The sequence below is a fragment of the Pseudomonas sp. MMS21 TM103 genome, from assembly GCF_022132145.1.
Classification (GTDB): Bacteria; Pseudomonadota; Gammaproteobacteria; order Pseudomonadales; family Pseudomonadaceae; genus Aquipseudomonas.
Genome location: NZ_JAJISP010000001.1, coordinates 484,484 through 499,278 on the forward strand (window position 1 = coordinate 484,484; position 14,795 = coordinate 499,278).

15 protein-coding genes are annotated in these 14,795 nt (G+C 61.0%); 7 read left to right on the forward strand and 8 right to left on the reverse strand.

Going from position 1 to position 14,795, the window contains the following annotated elements:
• Positions 1-19: 19 nt before the first annotated feature.
• Positions 20-484 (reverse strand): antitoxin Xre/MbcA/ParS toxin-binding domain-containing protein, encoded by a 465-nt coding sequence (locus tag LJY18_RS02230; protein ID WP_269137658.1) that lies wholly within the window; start codon positions 482-484, stop codon positions 20-22.
• Positions 485-528: 44 nt separating this feature from the next.
• The gene (locus LJY18_RS02235) at positions 529-969 is read right to left on the reverse strand and encodes a hypothetical protein (RefSeq protein ID WP_238040100.1); all 441 of its coding nucleotides are present in this window, start codon (positions 967-969) and stop codon (positions 529-531) included.
• 87 nt (positions 970-1,056) lie between these two features.
• Between LJY18_RS02235 and LJY18_RS02240 the strand changes: the two genes are divergently transcribed.
• On the forward strand, positions 1,057-1,353 hold the full coding sequence (locus LJY18_RS02240) for a helix-turn-helix domain-containing protein (protein ID WP_238040101.1): 297 nt from the start codon (positions 1,057-1,059) through the stop codon (positions 1,351-1,353).
• Positions 1,354-1,413: 60 nt separating this feature from the next.
• Here LJY18_RS02240 and LJY18_RS02245 read toward each other — a convergent pair whose 3' ends face one another.
• The gene (locus LJY18_RS02245) at positions 1,414-1,650 is read right to left on the reverse strand and encodes a hypothetical protein (protein WP_238040102.1); all 237 of its coding nucleotides are present in this window, start codon (positions 1,648-1,650) and stop codon (positions 1,414-1,416) included.
• Between the two features lie 845 nt (positions 1,651-2,495).
• On the opposite strand from LJY18_RS02245, the gene LJY18_RS02250 reads away from it, so the two are divergent.
• The 3 genes from LJY18_RS02250 to LJY18_RS02260 all read left to right on the forward strand — a co-directional run bounded on the left by LJY18_RS02250 (position 2,496) and on the right by LJY18_RS02260 (position 8,676).
• Positions 2,496-6,638 (forward strand): sensor domain-containing protein, encoded by a 4,143-nt coding sequence (locus LJY18_RS02250; protein WP_238041097.1) that lies wholly within the window; start codon positions 2,496-2,498, stop codon positions 6,636-6,638.
• Between the two features lie 214 nt (positions 6,639-6,852).
• Positions 6,853-8,106 (forward strand): serine hydroxymethyltransferase, encoded by a 1,254-nt coding sequence (gene glyA / locus LJY18_RS02255; protein ID WP_238040103.1) that lies wholly within the window; start codon positions 6,853-6,855, stop codon positions 8,104-8,106.
• A 198-nt stretch (positions 8,107-8,304) separates the two neighbouring features.
• Positions 8,305-8,676 carry a PilZ domain-containing protein gene (locus tag LJY18_RS02260; RefSeq protein WP_238040104.1) on the forward strand — a complete coding sequence of 124 codons (372 nt, stop codon included), beginning with the start codon at positions 8,305-8,307 and terminating at the stop codon, positions 8,674-8,676.
• 182 nt (positions 8,677-8,858) lie between these two features.
• Here the strand turns inward: LJY18_RS02260 and radA are convergent, their stop codons facing one another.
• The 3 genes from radA to LJY18_RS02275 all read right to left on the reverse strand — a co-directional run bounded on the left by radA (position 8,859) and on the right by LJY18_RS02275 (position 10,943).
• Complete coding sequence (radA, locus tag LJY18_RS02265; RefSeq protein ID WP_238040105.1) at positions 8,859-10,223, reverse strand: DNA repair protein RadA; 1,365 nt, start codon at positions 10,221-10,223, stop codon at positions 8,859-8,861.
• A 135-nt stretch (positions 10,224-10,358) separates the two neighbouring features.
• Positions 10,359-10,628, reverse strand: coding sequence for a YdcH family protein (locus tag LJY18_RS02270; protein ID WP_238040106.1), 270 nt, complete (start codon positions 10,626-10,628; stop codon positions 10,359-10,361).
• A 66-nt stretch (positions 10,629-10,694) separates the two neighbouring features.
• Positions 10,695-10,943, reverse strand: coding sequence for a YdcH family protein (locus tag LJY18_RS02275; RefSeq protein ID WP_238040107.1), 249 nt, complete (start codon positions 10,941-10,943; stop codon positions 10,695-10,697).
• Positions 10,944-11,082: 139 nt separating this feature from the next.
• Between LJY18_RS02275 and LJY18_RS02280 the strand changes: the two genes are divergently transcribed.
• A complete protein-coding gene (locus LJY18_RS02280; RefSeq protein ID WP_238040108.1) occupies positions 11,083-11,829 on the forward strand; it encodes an EAL domain-containing protein in 747 nt (248 codons plus the stop codon).
• An 85-nt stretch (positions 11,830-11,914) separates the two neighbouring features.
• On the forward strand, positions 11,915-12,328 hold the full coding sequence (gene mscL, locus LJY18_RS02285; RefSeq protein ID WP_238040109.1) for a large-conductance mechanosensitive channel protein MscL: 414 nt from the start codon (positions 11,915-11,917) through the stop codon (positions 12,326-12,328).
• Between the two features lie 51 nt (positions 12,329-12,379).
• Here mscL and LJY18_RS02290 read toward each other — a convergent pair whose 3' ends face one another.
• Positions 12,380-13,156 (reverse strand): ferredoxin--NADP reductase, encoded by a 777-nt coding sequence (locus tag LJY18_RS02290; protein ID WP_238040110.1) that lies wholly within the window; start codon positions 13,154-13,156, stop codon positions 12,380-12,382.
• A 155-nt stretch (positions 13,157-13,311) separates the two neighbouring features.
• On the opposite strand from LJY18_RS02290, the gene LJY18_RS02295 reads away from it, so the two are divergent.
• Positions 13,312-14,436, forward strand: a complete 1,125-nt coding sequence (locus LJY18_RS02295) for a methyltransferase (RefSeq protein WP_238040111.1) — start codon at positions 13,312-13,314, stop codon at positions 14,434-14,436.
• A gap of 211 nt (positions 14,437-14,647) precedes the next feature.
• Here the strand turns inward: LJY18_RS02295 and LJY18_RS02300 are convergent, their stop codons facing one another.
• Positions 14,648-14,791: a DUF2474 domain-containing protein gene (locus LJY18_RS02300; RefSeq protein WP_238040112.1), complete on the reverse strand. Its 144-nt coding sequence runs from the start codon at positions 14,789-14,791 to the stop codon at positions 14,648-14,650.
• Positions 14,792-14,795: the final 4 nt, after the last annotated feature.

Here is a 14,795-nt window from a genome sequence, read left to right on the forward strand (position 1 = left end):
TTGGTTCGCAGATCGGGGTTTAGTGGTAGACGCCGTGCTCGATGCGCATCATGAGATCAACCACTAATTCGTATCCGAACGGGTTCAAAAGCAGCTGAACTGGATTTTCTCCACCCAAACCTATTGCAGGCTCAAAAAACCAGCGAGATGCTGCACTTCGGTCCCTAAAAATGTCCTGTGCCTGTGTCAGGATCTGTGCAAAGCGCAGGGCACGAGCACCTTGATCGGGGTTAAGCAATTTATCTGGATGCTTCAATCTCCGCCTAACAGTATTTGGAGATTCTCCCAGAACGGCTGCGACTATCTGATTTTTGCGGGACACATCAGCGGATTTGGCCATCCGGGCTAGGTCATTAAGCGTCAGGCTCTCAACGAGCTTGTAGATTGAGAGGCTGTCAGAAATCGGCGCACGCCCATTGAGCAGGATCTCTAGGGGAGAGCCTGGAGCGGAGCAAGATCGCTGGGGCTGTGTCGAAGATGTCATATGGATGGCTACCTCGAATTGTAATGCAACCAGTTAAGAGCCGATCACCGGAGGTGCTTAGCAGCAGAAAAAATGGGTAGTGAAGACTCCCGGTCGCAGTTGTCCAGTTGAGCGAAGGTGGTGTATGTGCGCCCTCCTTCGACTTGGAAAATATAGCCGAGGGGCTTGTGCTCTCTATTTTTGGCAACGCTTAGCTCGATAAGCGGCTCCATCTGCCAGCGTCTGCTTCCATTTATATCGCTGGGCGTGACCACGAGCGCCTGGCTCAACCACATACCGCCATTGAGTTCTGCAAGCACCTGCTCAAGCGCTGGGACGTTCGGAATCATGAGCATGCTAGCCACGCGGTCTTCTTTACAAGCTCTCACCAACTCCACATAAAACCATGGCCAGATGGTGGACTGCTCTACGTACTCCCAGTACTGAATGTGTGCGTCTCGTGCTGGAGGAGTGAGCAATTCGGCATGCCTGTGTGTCAGGAACATGGTAATCACCACTGAAAATGAACACTATAGATTGTAGTCCTATAGTGTTCAACAGGGCTTCATCGTTGCTTTTGCGAGAGCGACGAAATGGAAGGAAAGCAAGCGTTTGGCGAGGCCCTTCGACGGGCGAGGAAGGGTAAAAAAATCTCTCAGGAAGCATTCTCGGAAATCAGCAGCCGAACGTACCTGAGCACTCTAGAACGCGGGCTGAAAAGCCCGACTCTTGATAAAATTGAAGCTATAGCATCCGTTCTAGAGCTACACCCGTTGACCCTCCTAACGAGCTATTACTTAATCAAAGATCCACGCTCATCAATTGCAGACATCCTCAACTTGGTGAGTTCCGAACTGACGACGTCCATGAATGAAAATTCCAGCGATTAGCGCACTGTCTTCTGCTTAGCTCTGGTGGTGTCTACGAAGCTAGGGGCGATTCACTCATCCTCAAAGCACAACAGGCAAATCCCCCAGTACTGGAAGAGCAAAACCGAACGCCCAATCCCGATCAAGGATGTGCAGGTAGGTGTAGAGAATGGAAAGTCGATCTTCTTCATCGACACCCAGGGGACGGTGGAACAGCTTGATCGCGGAAAGGCCCAGGAGCTCATCGAAAAGCTGGGGCGCACTGGCGCATATACTCATGATCTTGGGCGCTACTGGGTAATTCGAACGCTGCTTCAACAGCCTGCCATTCTGAGGGCATTGGCTACCCGCTAACCTAGACGTCCGTGATCACTTCACCAGCACTGCTAGAATTTTCTCAATCGCGTCGCGGAAGCCAGGCTTGTGGATACCCTGAGAAGTAATGAGCCTCTTATATAAGAAGAACTTTATTTGCTGCCTCATAACAGGAAATCGGCTGGCGATACCTGGCAAGAAGCGATCACAGGAACACTTCCAAAAAGTTAAGTTTTGGAGCCTAAATTTGACCCAAAAGCAGCAAAAGCTAACTAAAAGCTCTGTCTTGACACAGGATTGAGAGGAAAAACTTGCTGGAGAGGCTGGAAAACCAGTAGCCACGAGGGCTCGACTGCAGATCGTAAAACGTGACTAAAAGTTAATAGGGCAGATAGTTGAATTGGGCCATGAATAACCTTGGTTCTAAGACAGAAACTGAAAATGGCAGCAGGGAGTCGCGCGACGAACGCAAGACCATGGACGATGGCACCTGACAGAACACCCGGCCACCCACCAGCGGGCTTATCGAAAACGCCTATAACAGCTCCCGCGCGCATGCGACAAAGCTACCGGAATGCGCCGTGCAGGGCAAACGACGCTGGTCGGCGGCACTGGCACTTCGCCACGGTTATGGCATGCTAGCGCCCCGCGCGCGCGCCCGTTTTGCTCAGCAAGGCAGATACTAGAAGAAGACTTGGGCGCGCCCTGCTTTCATCGAGCCGTAATTGCAGGATCGTCATCAAGTGCCAAGCCACACATCACCACTGTTACCGCACCCATCAGGCGAGCCGCTGACGCCTCCCTGGCGCAGCTCCGTCAAGGGCGCCCTGGTCGCGCTGGTGCTGGGCATGTTGGGCTTGCTGCTGTGGCAACTGCAGCTGGAGTCGCGGCATTTGCTCGACAACCAGCGCCAACTCAGTCATGAATTCAACGCCCAGCTGGCCAATCACCTCAGCCTGAGCATGGAGCTCAAGGCGCAGGCCGGCATGGCGATGCTGCAACAAAACACCGCGGCGCCAAGCCCGGATGCGATCGACGAGAATCTGCTGCGCAGCCTGCAAGGGGTCTTTGTCAGACTGCACAGCCTGGCCTGGCTCGGCCCGCGCGGCAATATCCTGGCAGACACTCAAGCCCCGGCAGATGACCAGCAATACCTGGCTGACCTGATCCAGCGCAGCAACGGTTCGGCTTATCACTATGCGTTGAACACCCGCGATGGCGGGCTGATCTACCTGCTGCTGCGTCAGGACAAGGGAGGCGACCCGAGTGGTTACTGGGTCGTACGCCTGAACGCCGAAGCAGTACGCAACTGGCTGTATCAACAGCACCAAAGCCGCTATCGCTGGCAACTGGAAGACCGCCAGGCACAACGCGCGATTGCCAGCCAGCAGGGCGACCCTAGTGCCGACAGCGCAAGTGTTGCGCCGATAAGCGCTACCGACTTGCAACAGAGCATCCTCCTGACACCGCTCAAAGGCAGCGACTGGCAACTGCGCGCCCTGTTCGACGAGCGCAGTGCACGCGCCCAACTGCTACCCGCGCTGACCAGCAAATTCCTGCTGTTCATCCTCTGTTCCGTGCTCACCCTGCTCGCCCTGTATCGCCTGCTGCGCGAACAGCGCAGCCTGCTGGAGCTCAACGCGGCCTCGCGCCGCTCGCTACGTCAGGCGGCCGGTGCCCTAGGGGCCATCGAAGAGCGCGTACTGGTCACCGACAGCAATGGCCAACTGAGTTACCTCAACCCCCAGGCCGAGGAACTGTTCGGCTTGCGCAGTAAAAACGCACACGACTGGCACCTGCTGCAACTGCTGCCACGCCTCGATCCTCGGCTGCTGCAGGGCGGCGTCTTGCCTGACGATCATGGCGCCGACCTGGTGGAAATCCAGCAGGATGGCATGGCGCGCCTGTTCGCGATCAGCCGCAGCGAACTCGGTGAGCCGGTCAGGCGCTTGGGTTTCGTCTGGGTGCTGCGCGACGTCACCGAACAGCAGCATGCCACCCGCGTCTCGCAGGAAAGCCGTCGGCGCTACCAGGACATCTTCGAAGGCACCGGCACGGCGCTCTGCGTACTGGATCTGGCCGCGCTGCCGGAGTTCCTGCAACGGCAACAGATACATGACGGTGCGAGCCTTAGGCACTGGCTGCTCGCCCATCCGCAACGGCATGGTGAACTGCTGCACCTGCTGCGCTTCACCGAGACCAATCAGATGGCCCTGCGCCTGCTCGGCGTCGATTCCATCGAGCAAGCCTGGCAGCACCTGATCAACCGTGGCCCGCTGCGTCCCGAGGGCTTTCGCGTGCAGCTGCTCTGCGCCCTGCTCGAAGGCGCCGGCCAGCTCGAACTGGAAAGCCAGATCAGCACCCCCAAAGGCCACGAGCGTCACCTGTGGCTGGTACTGCGCCTGCCGGAAAGTGCCCAAGAACTGAATGCGGTAACTTTGAGTATCAGCGACATCACCGACCGCAAGCGCATCGAGCTGTCATTGATCGAGCGTAAGCGCTTCTGGGCAGATGTGGTGCGCGCGGTACCGGACACCCTCTACGTGCATGACCTATTGAATAAACGCGTGCTGTTCAGCAACCATCACCTGGGTTTGCAGCTGGGTTACAGCACGCTTGAGTTGGAAACGCTGGGCGAACACTTCTGGGAGCACATCCTGCATCCCGACGACAGCGACTACTACTGGCGCATCCGCAACCTGCAGCACGTTGTCGGCGAAGGCGTTCTGCTCGAATCCCAGCTGCGCTGGCGCCATCGCAACGGTGCCTGGCGCTGGTACAGCATCCGCGAACAGGCGCTGGCACGCGACCCACGCGGTCGCGTCAGCCGCCTGATCGGGGTGGCCAAGGACATCACCGAGCAGATCGAAAGCAGCGAATCGCTGCGCAACAGCGAGCAGCGCTACCGGCTGCTGGCCGAAAGTACCAGCGATGTGATTTTTTCCACCGACAGCAACCTGCACCTCAACTACGTCAGCCCCTCGGTGGAACCGGTGCTCGGCTATCAACCGGAATGGATTCTGGCCAACAGCTTCGACAGCCTGGCAGCCAACCCCCAGCAATTGGATGGCCTGTCGATATTGCTCGAGCGGATCCGCGGAGCGCTCGGCAGCCCCCTGCGGATGATCGAGTTGCGCGAGCAGTTCCAGCCGCAACTGTTCGTCTTCGACTGCCTGCGCGCCGATGGACGGAAAATCCCGGTCGAGCTGCGCCTGGTGCCGATGTGGGATGAGAACAGTCATTTCGAAGGCCTGCTCGGTGTGGTCCGGGACATCAGCCAGCAGCGCCGCTCGGAAAAAGACCTGCGTATGGCCGCCACGGTATTCGAACACTCCAACGCGTCGATCCTGGTGACCGACCCGGCCGGCTACATCGTCCAGGTCAACAAGGCCTTCTGTCGGGTCAGCGGTTACTCCTCGGCCCAGGTTCTTGACCAACTGCCGGGCATGCTCACCGCCGACCGCCAGCAAGCCAGCCACCTGAATTACGTCCTCAACCAACTCAATCAGCGCGGCAGCTGGGAAGGTGAAATCTGGCTCAAGCGCCGCGAAGGCGAGAGTTTCCCGGCCTGGGTCGGGATCACCGCCGTGCACGACGAAGAAGGCGACCTGGTCAGCTACGTGTGCTTCTTCAGCGACATCAGCGAACGCAAGGCCAGCGAGCAACGCATCCATCGCCTGGCCTACTACGACGCCCTGACCCTGCTGCCCAACCGCACGCTGTTCCAGGACCGCCTGCACACCGCCCTGCAACATGGCGAACGGCATCAGGAATGGGTGGTTCTGATGTTCCTCGACCTCGACCGCTTCAAGCCGATCAACGACTCCCTCGGCCACGCCGCCGGCGACCGCATGCTCAAGGACGTGGCGGTGCGCCTGGAAGCCTGCGTAGACGGCGACGATACCGTGGCACGCATGGGCGGCGACGAATTCACCCTGTTGCTGCAGCCATGCGCCATTCGCGAGGGTGCACTGAACCGGGCGATTCATGTCGCCGAGCAGATTCTCGCCTGCCTGGCCCAGCCGTTCGTCCTCGAAGGCCGCGAATTCTTCGTCACCGCCAGCATCGGCATCGCCCTCAGTCCGCAAGACGGCAACGAACTGAGCCAGCTGATGAAGAACGCCGACACGGCGATGTACCACGCCAAGGAACACGGCAAGAACAACTTCCAGTTCTATCAGGCGGACATGAACGCCAGTGCCCTGGAGCGCCTGGAGCTGGAGAGCGACCTGCGCCATGCCCTCGAACAGCACGAGTTCGTTCTTTACTACCAGCCGCAGTTCTCCGGCAACGGCCAGCGCCTGACCGGCGTCGAAGCCCTGTTGCGCTGGCAGCATCCAGTACGTGGGCTGGTGCCACCCGATGACTTTATCCCGGTCCTGGAAGAGCTCGGCCTGGTGGTGCAGGTCGGCGACTGGGTCCTGGCCGAATCCTGCCGCCAGCTGAAGAGCTGGCATGCGGCGAAGATCCGTGTGCCGAAGATCTCGATCAACCTGTCGGCCCGGCAGTTCTCCGAGGGCGCACTGGATCAGCGCATCGCCGCGATTCTCGAGGACAGCGGCGTGGCACCGGCCTGCGTGGAGCTGGAACTGACCGAAAGCATCCTGATGCAGGACGTGGCGAGCGCCCTGCGCACCCTCAACGACCTGAAAAGACTTGGCCTGTGCATCGCCATCGACGACTTCGGTACCGGCTACTCGTCACTCAACTACCTCAAGCAGTTCCCCATCGACGTGCTGAAAATCGACCGCAGCTTCGTCGACGGCCTGCCGCATGGCGAACAGGACTCGCAAATCGCCCGCGCCATCATTGCCATGGCCCATAGCCTGAACCTCTCCGTCATCGCCGAGGGCGTGGAGACCCAGGAGCAACTCGATTTCCTGCGCACCCACGATTGCGACGAAGTACAGGGCTACCTGCTCGGCCGCCCCATGTCCGCCCACCAGTTTGCCGCCCAGTTCAGTGGCGCCGCGCTGTTTATGCTCAGCTAGCGGAGCGGCCATGGGCACGCGGTTTCGCTGCAGGCAGTGCCGGGTCGATTATCGGCATGACACCCATCCGGCGGGCTCGACCAGCCTGGGCAGCGGGCAAGATGAACGCCACTTATCCGTCACATGACTGCGCTGCATACCCCTGGTTAACCGAGATGGGGTAGAATTTGCCCCCTCTTTCTACCGCCCAGCTGATTTTCTCAGGGGATTTGCCATGTTCAGCCGTGATTTGAACCTTGCTCGTTTTGACGCCGAACTGTTTACCGCGATGGAGCAAGAAGCCCAGCGCCAGGAAGAACATATCGAGCTGATCGCCTCGGAAAACTACACCAGCCCAGCGGTGATGGAAGCCCAAGGCAGCGTGTTGACCAACAAGTACGCCGAAGGCTATCCGGGCAAGCGCTACTACGGCGGCTGCGAGTACGTCGACGTGGTCGAGCAACTGGCCATCGACCGCGCCAAAGAACTGTTCGGCGCCGACTATGCCAACGTCCAGCCGCACTCCGGCAGCCAGGCCAACGCCGCCGTGTACATGGCCCTGCTGAACGCCGGCGACACCGTGCTGGGCATGAGCCTGGCCCACGGCGGGCACCTGACCCACGGCGCCAGCGTCAGCTTCTCCGGCAAGCTGTACAACGCCGTGCAGTACGGCATCACCGATGCCGGCCTGATCGACTACGACGAAGTCGAGCGCCTGGCCGTCGAGCACAAGCCGAAGATGATCATCGCCGGCTTCAGCGCCTACTCGCAGGTCCTGGATTTCCCGCGTTTCCGCGCCATCGCCGACAAGGTCGGTGCCTACCTGTTCGTCGATATGGCCCACGTTGCCGGCCTGGTTGCCGCTGGCGTCTACCCGAACCCGGTGCCGTTCGCCGACGTGGTCACTACCACCACCCACAAGACTCTGCGCGGCCCCCGTGGCGGTTTGATCCTGGCGCGTGCCAACGAAGCGCTGGAGAAGAAGTTCAACTCCGCCGTATTCCCGGGCGGCCAGGGCGGCCCGCTGGAGCATGTGATCGCGGCCAAGGCGGTATGCTTCAAGGAAGCCCTGCAACCCGAGTTCAAGGCCTACCAGCAGCAAGTGGTGAAGAACGCCCAGACCATGGCCGGCGTGTTTATCGACAACGGCTATGACGTGGTTTCCGGCGGCACCGAGAACCACCTGTTCCTGCTCAGCCTGATCAAGCAGGACATCACCGGTAAAGACGCCGACGCCGCCCTGGGTCGCGCCTTCATCACCGTGAACAAGAACAGCGTGCCCAACGACCCGCGCTCGCCCTTCGTCACCTCGGGCCTGCGCATCGGCACCCCGGCCGTGACCACCCGCGGCTTCAAGGAAGACGAGTGCCGCCAGCTGGCCGGCTGGATCTGCGAGATCCTCGCCAACCTAGGCGACGAGTCGGTTGAAGCGCGCATCCGCGAGCAAGTCAAAGCGCTCTGCGCAAAGTTCCCGGTCTACGGCAACTAAGCTCACCCGCAGTACGCAGAAGCCCGCCACTTGGCGGGCTTTTTACTGGCGTGCCAACAAGCGCCGCTCGGCCAGCGGCGGGTAAACCCCAGGCCCCGACGGGTATTGGGCCTTGTGTCCCCGGATGCGCCGCATAAAGCCAAGCCAGCCGCACCGGCGTTGGCTATAGTGGTCAAAACCGCGCAGGAGTGTATTTGCATGAGCGACACGAGCAACGAGCGTAGACGCTTTCAGCGCATCGCCTTCGACGCCCCCACCGAGCTCATTCAGGGGGAACGGCACTGGGTTGTCGAACTGCATGACGTCTCGCTCAAGGGGCTGCTGGTCAAACGTCCGCAACAGTGGAACGGCGATCCCAATCACCCCTTCATCGCCAGCATCCAGCTCGCCGAGGACGCCCGCGTGGAGATGGAAGTGGTCCTGACCCGCACCCATGGCGAGCTGCTCGGCTTTATCTGCCGACATATCGACCTCGACTCGATCAGCCACCTGCGGCGCCTGGTGGAGCTCAACCTCGGCGATGAAACCCTGCTGGAGCGTGAACTGGCGGCGCTGGGCGAAGGGGGCTGACTAGTCTGCAAAAAACGCTCGCCTACTACGTCTGCCTCAAAACGCCCGTTCTCAAGGGTGGTTCGGGCGGGGTTCTGCTCGGAGCGCAGCGACAGCCCGCCAAGCTTTTAGCAGCGCCACCCTACCGATCGCCAAAACGCCATGGCACGGCATTCGTGACTCTCCTTTCAGCACCTGTGGTTTCAGTCGAATAGCGCATCGAGCGCCTGTTCCAGGCGAGTTACCGCAATCACCTGCAAGCCTGCCGGCGCTTCCTTGGGGGCATTACCCTTGGGCACGATGGCGCGCTTGAAGCCGTGCTTGGCGGCTTCCTTCAGGCGCTCCTGACCGCTCGGCACCGGGCGCACCTCGCCGGACAGGCCCACCTCACCAAACACCAGCAAGTCATGGGCCAACGGCCTGTTGCGCAGGCTGGAGATCACTGCGGCCATCAGCGCCAAGTCGGACGCGGTTTCCAGCACCTTGACCCCGCCGACCACGTTGAGGAACACGTCCTGATCATGGGTGGGGATGCCGCCGTGGCGATGCAGCACGGCCAGCAGCATGGCCAGACGGTTCTGGTCCAGGCCCAGGGTGACGCGCCGCGGGTTGGCCATGTGGCTGGTGTCGACCAGTGCCTGCACCTCCACCAGCATTGGCCGGGTGCCCTCCCAGGTGGCCATCACCACGCTGCCCGGCACTTCTTCCTGGGCACGGGTGAGGAAGATCGCCGAGGGGTTGGTGACTTCCTTGAGGCCCTTGTCGGTCATGCCAAACACGCCCAGTTCGTTGATCGCGCCGAAGCGGTTCTTCACCGCCCGCAGCAGGCGCAGGCGGCCATCGGACTCGCCCTCGAAATACAGCACGGTATCGACCATGTGCTCGAGCACCCGCGGCCCGGCCAGCGAGCCATCCTTGGTGACATGGCCAACCAGAAAGATCGCCGTGCCGCTCTGCTTGGCGTAACGCACCAGCAAGGCCGCACTCTCACGCACCTGCGACACGCCGCCGGGAGCCGACTGCAATTGCTCGGTGAAGATGGTCTGGATCGAGTCGATCACCATGACCTTGGGCTTTTCCAGACGCGCAGTGGCGATGATGCTTTCGATGCAGGTTTCGGTCATCACCTTGAGCTTGTCTTCCGGCAGGCCCAGACGACGCGCGCGCATGGCCACCTGCTGCTGGGATTCCTCGCCGGTGACATAGAGCGCGGGAAAGCGCGTGGCGATATTGCACAAGGTCTGCAGCAGAATGGTCGACTTGCCGATTCCCGGATCACCGCCAATCAGCACCACCGAGCCGTCCACCAGACCGCCCCCGAGCACCCGGTCGAGTTCACCGGAAGCGGTGGAAAAGCGTGGCATTTCCTCGACACTGACTTCTGCCAGGGTTTTCAGCTGCGTCTGCTGACCCGTCCAGCCGCTGCGGCCGCTGGGGGCAACCGCATGGGCTTCGATCATGGTTTCGGTCAGGGTGTTCCAGGTGCCGCATTCGCCGCATTGCCCGGCCCACTTGGGAAAGGTGGCGCCACACTCGGTGCAACCGTACATGCGTTTGGCCTTGGCCATGGGGCGGACTCCCTCAAACGAAAGCGCGCATCATAGCCTTTACCAACCGTAAATCGGGAAGCCGGATCAGAGGCAGGGGAAATATCGAAGGCCGTCTCCAAAACGCCGTCGGACCGGCGATATTTTCACAGTCGCTTAACCCTTGCAGCAACCGCAGCACTGAGCAGCAGGAGGTGCGAGGCGCTTGGCCACCTGATCCTTGAGGTCTACACGCTCGCGTTTCAACACGGCCAAGGCGTCATCGGCCAGCACCTCGATGCCCTCTTCGACTCGGCAAATACGCTTATCCAGCGTCTCGTATTCATCGGCCAGACGCGCGAATTCAGAGTCGGCCTGACGCAAATCGTGCAACTCGGCACGCAGTTCGGGGAAATCATGAATCAAGGGGTGATGTTCGATATGCATGCTGATACTCCAAGGAATGACTGGATTCAGCATAGGCTCCCGCACCAACTCGCCCCTTGACCCGGATCAACCTGCCGCACCGTTGCGCAGCAAGGTCTCGATTTCGTCCTTGAGGGCGACCCTTTGCATTTTCAGGCCCTGCAGTTGCAACTCGTCCATCGCCAGCCGGCCACCTAGCACCTCATAGATGCGTTTATCCAACTGATCGTATTCCTCGACCAGGCGGGCGAAATGGCCGTCAACCTGTAACAAGGCGCGCATTTGTGTTTCAAACTGTGGAAACTCGCGGCTAAGTGGATGATATTGCAATGGCATGGCGACATCCTCCGAATGTATGTATCAGACTAGTTCAGCACGATGCTTCACACCGAAATCCTAGACCACTGGCGAACGGGCAGCACATGCACGGCATTTTTGCTTAGATTGGCTGCCAGCCCCACACGAGACAATGCGCATGAACACGTCCTCAGGCTGCTCCGCCTGCCTAGACGGGGAAAAACTGGAATTCCCCATTACCATGGCTTTCCAACCGATTCTCGACCTGGGCAAACAAGAGGTATTTGCCCACGAGGCCCTGGTGCGCGGTGCAACGGGGGAATCGGCCGGCAGCCTGCTGGCTCGAGTCAATGCCGACAACCGCTATGCCTTCGATCAGACTTGCCGGATCAAGGCGGTGGAGTGGGCGGCAAAGCTGAGGGTGCCGGCCATGGTTTCGATCAACTTCATGCCAAACGCCGTATACCGCGCGGAAACCTGTATCCGCGCCACCCTGGAAGCAGCTCGGCGCTACAATTTTCCACTCGAGCGGATCATCTTCGAGGTCACCGAGCAGGAGCAGGTGCTGGATATCGGTCACCTGACCGACATCCTCAGGGCCTACCGCAAGCAGGGTTTCATGACGGCCATCGACGATTTCGGTGCGGGCTATGCCGGCCTCAATCTGCTGGCCGACTTCCAGCCCGACCTGATCAAACTGGACATGGCACTGATCCGCGGCATCGACCAGGACAGCGTACGGCAGATCCTGGTCGAGGCAACCCTGCAGATGTGCCGCAAGCTGGATATCCGCGTGATCGCCGAAGGCATTGAAACCACTGGCGAGCTCGATGCGCTGCGCGACATGGGGGTGGAACTGTTTCAGGGTTACCTGTTCGCCAAGCCGGGTTTCGAGGCGCTGCCCGAAATACGCTTTCCCTACTGAGTTGTTCACAAGCGCTGAGCGCTCGCCTGGCAAGTGCGGCGCACTGCATTACACTCTGCAAAGCATCTACATCAGGGAGTGACACATGAGTATCGTCAGCGAATTCAAGGCCTTCGCCGTCAAGGGCAACGTGGTCGACATGGCCGTTGGCATCATCATTGGGGCGGCCTTCGGCAAGATCGTCTCCTCCTTCGTCGGCGACGTAATCATGCCGCCTATCGGCCTGTTGATTGGCGGCGTCGACTTCTCCGACCTGGCGATTACCCTCAAGGCCGCCCAAGGCGACTTGCCGGCAGTGCTCCTCGGCTATGGCAAGTTTATCCAGACCCTGCTGGACTTCCTGATCGTTGCCTTCGCCATCTTCATGGCCGTCAAGGTGATCAACCGGCTCAAGCGCGAGGAAGCCGTAGCTCCGAGCCTGCCGCCAGCGCCGAGCCCGGAAGAAACCTTGCTGACCGAGATTCGCGACCTGCTCAAGGCCCAGCAAAGCAAGGACTAGAGCGGCACGCCTGACCGGGCGGCCTCGCGAGTGGCCCGATGGACCGCCTCATCACCAGTAATTCTCGACTGCCACCTGGCCTGGCCGACGGTTCAGGCTCAGTTGCAAGTCGCGCTGTTTCAAGAGCTTGCGCGTGTCGTCGATCATCTGCGGGTTGCCACAGAGCATCAATCGCGAGTGTTCGGGGCTCAGGCTCAGGTCGGCAGCATGCTCCAGCGCGCCGCTGGTCAGCAGCGTGGTGATGCGCCCGTGCAGACAGCCTGGCGCCTGTTCGCGGGTCACCAGCGGCAGATAGGTGAGTTTGTCGGCGTACTCGGCCAGGTGCTCCAGCGCCGTGAGTCCGTGAATCAACGGCTGATAGGCCAGTTCGCCGGCGGTGCGCGCACTGTAGACCAGGACGATGCGCTCGAACCGCCGCCAGACCTCGAAGTCCTGGAGGATCGACAGAAAGGGCGCCAGGCCGGTGCCGCTGGCCAGCAGCCAGAGATCGCGGCCATCGACGAAGCGGTCGAGGGTGAGAAAACCATAGGCCTGCCGGTCCACCAGCAGGCTGTCGCCGGCCTGGAGTCGGCTCAGCTCGGAGGTGAACTCGCCGCCGGGCACGACGATGGAGAAGAATTCGAGAAACTCGTCATGGGGCGCCGACACCATCGAATAGGCACGCCAGACCACAGTGCCGTCGGCCTTCTGCACGCCGAGGCGGGCGAACTGGCCGGCGCGGAAACGATACCCGGAGTCGCGCGAACAACGCAGGCTGAACAGGCTCGGCGACCACACATGCACGTCACTCAATATCTGCCGGGTGAACTTGTCTTCACTGGCGGTCATACTTCACCCCCTCTGCTGTGCCGAAGATCTGGCAGGCCGTAAAAAAACGTAGCGAGCGAAGGCTAACTTCAACGCGGCATAGCCGAGCGCAGTAGTTTTTCAACGGCCTGCCACAGTGTCGCGCAAAGCGCCCTTAACAAACACCAGCAGTCTATATGCCTATATTCGTTACGCCTTTTGCCCAGCTCGACCTGATCCGCCAGCCCGAACAGCAGGCCGAACCCCTGCAGGCCTTCGATGCCGCCGACGAGTACCTGCTCAATCATCTGCATGAGCAGGGCTTGCCCGCGGATGCACGCGTATTGCTGCTCAACGACAGCTTCGGCGCCCTGGCGGCCAATTTGGCCGGCCGGGCCCAGGTCACCAGCAGTGGCGACTCGCACCTCGGCTACCTCGGCCTGCAAGCCAACCTGGCGCGCAATCACTTGCCGGCAGACGCGGTCCGCTTCGTACCGGCCAGCGCAACGGTGCAGGGTCCGTTCGATCGGGTCGTGATCCGCATCCCCAAGACCCTGGCACTGCTGGAAGAACAACTGATCCGCCTGCACGGTCAACTGGCACCCGGCGCCCAGGTGATCGCCGCCGCCATGGTCAAACACCTGCCGCGCGCGGCGGGCGACCTGCTGGAGCGTTATATCGGCCCGGTACAGGCCTCGCTGGCGGTGAAGAAAGCGCGCCTGCTGATAGCCACACCGACCGACAAACCGGTCCCGCTGTCGCCTTACCCAAGCCGCTATCGCCTGGACAAGCCGGCAATCGAATTGCTCAACCACGCCAATGTGTTCTGCCGCGAAGACCTCGATATCGGCACCCGCGCCCTCCTGCCCCATCTGCCCAAACACCTCAGTCGCATGCGCGTAGCGGATCTAGGCTGTGGCAATGGCGTGCTGGGCATTGCCTATGCCCTGGGCAGCCCGCAAGCCGAGCTGACCCTGGTCGACGAATCCTATATGGCGGTGCAATCGGCGCTGGAGAACTGGCGTGCGGCCCTGGGCGAGCGCCCGGTGGAGGTCCGCGCCGGCGACGGCCTGGCCGAGCAGGCGGCGGATTCGCTGGATCTGGTGCTGTGCAACCCGCCGTTCCACCAGCAGCAGGTGGTCGGCGACTTCCTCGCCTGGCGCATGTTCCAGCAGGCCCGCACCGCGCTGGTCACCGGCGGCGAGCTGTGGATAGTCGGCAACCGCCACCTGGGCTACCACGCCAAGCTCAAGCGCCTGTTCCGCGGCGTCGAGCAGGTGGCGGCCACGCCGAAGTTCGTGGTGCTTAAGGCGATTAAATAAGTCCGGCACGCCGCTGATCCGTAGGCTGGGTTAGCGGCACGGAACACCTTATGCACGAACAACAGCGCTATTCGGCTGCCGCGTAACCCACCAGACACAAGCCCGGGTCGCCGCCATGGTGGGTTACGGCGCAGCCAATACAGGCGCAACGCAGGACAATCCAGCCATGCGCCTGACCCACCCTACGAAAACATCGTGGATCGGCAGCCGATCAGGGCGTACCCATGCCCGCCGCCTGCATAAACAGGCGCAGCAACCCGGCCACCAGCCCCAGGGCCAGCACGCTTCCGGCCCAGATCGCGACCAGCCAGCCGAGACGCTGCCATAGCGGTTTGTTTTCCTGCGCATTCGGCATCGCC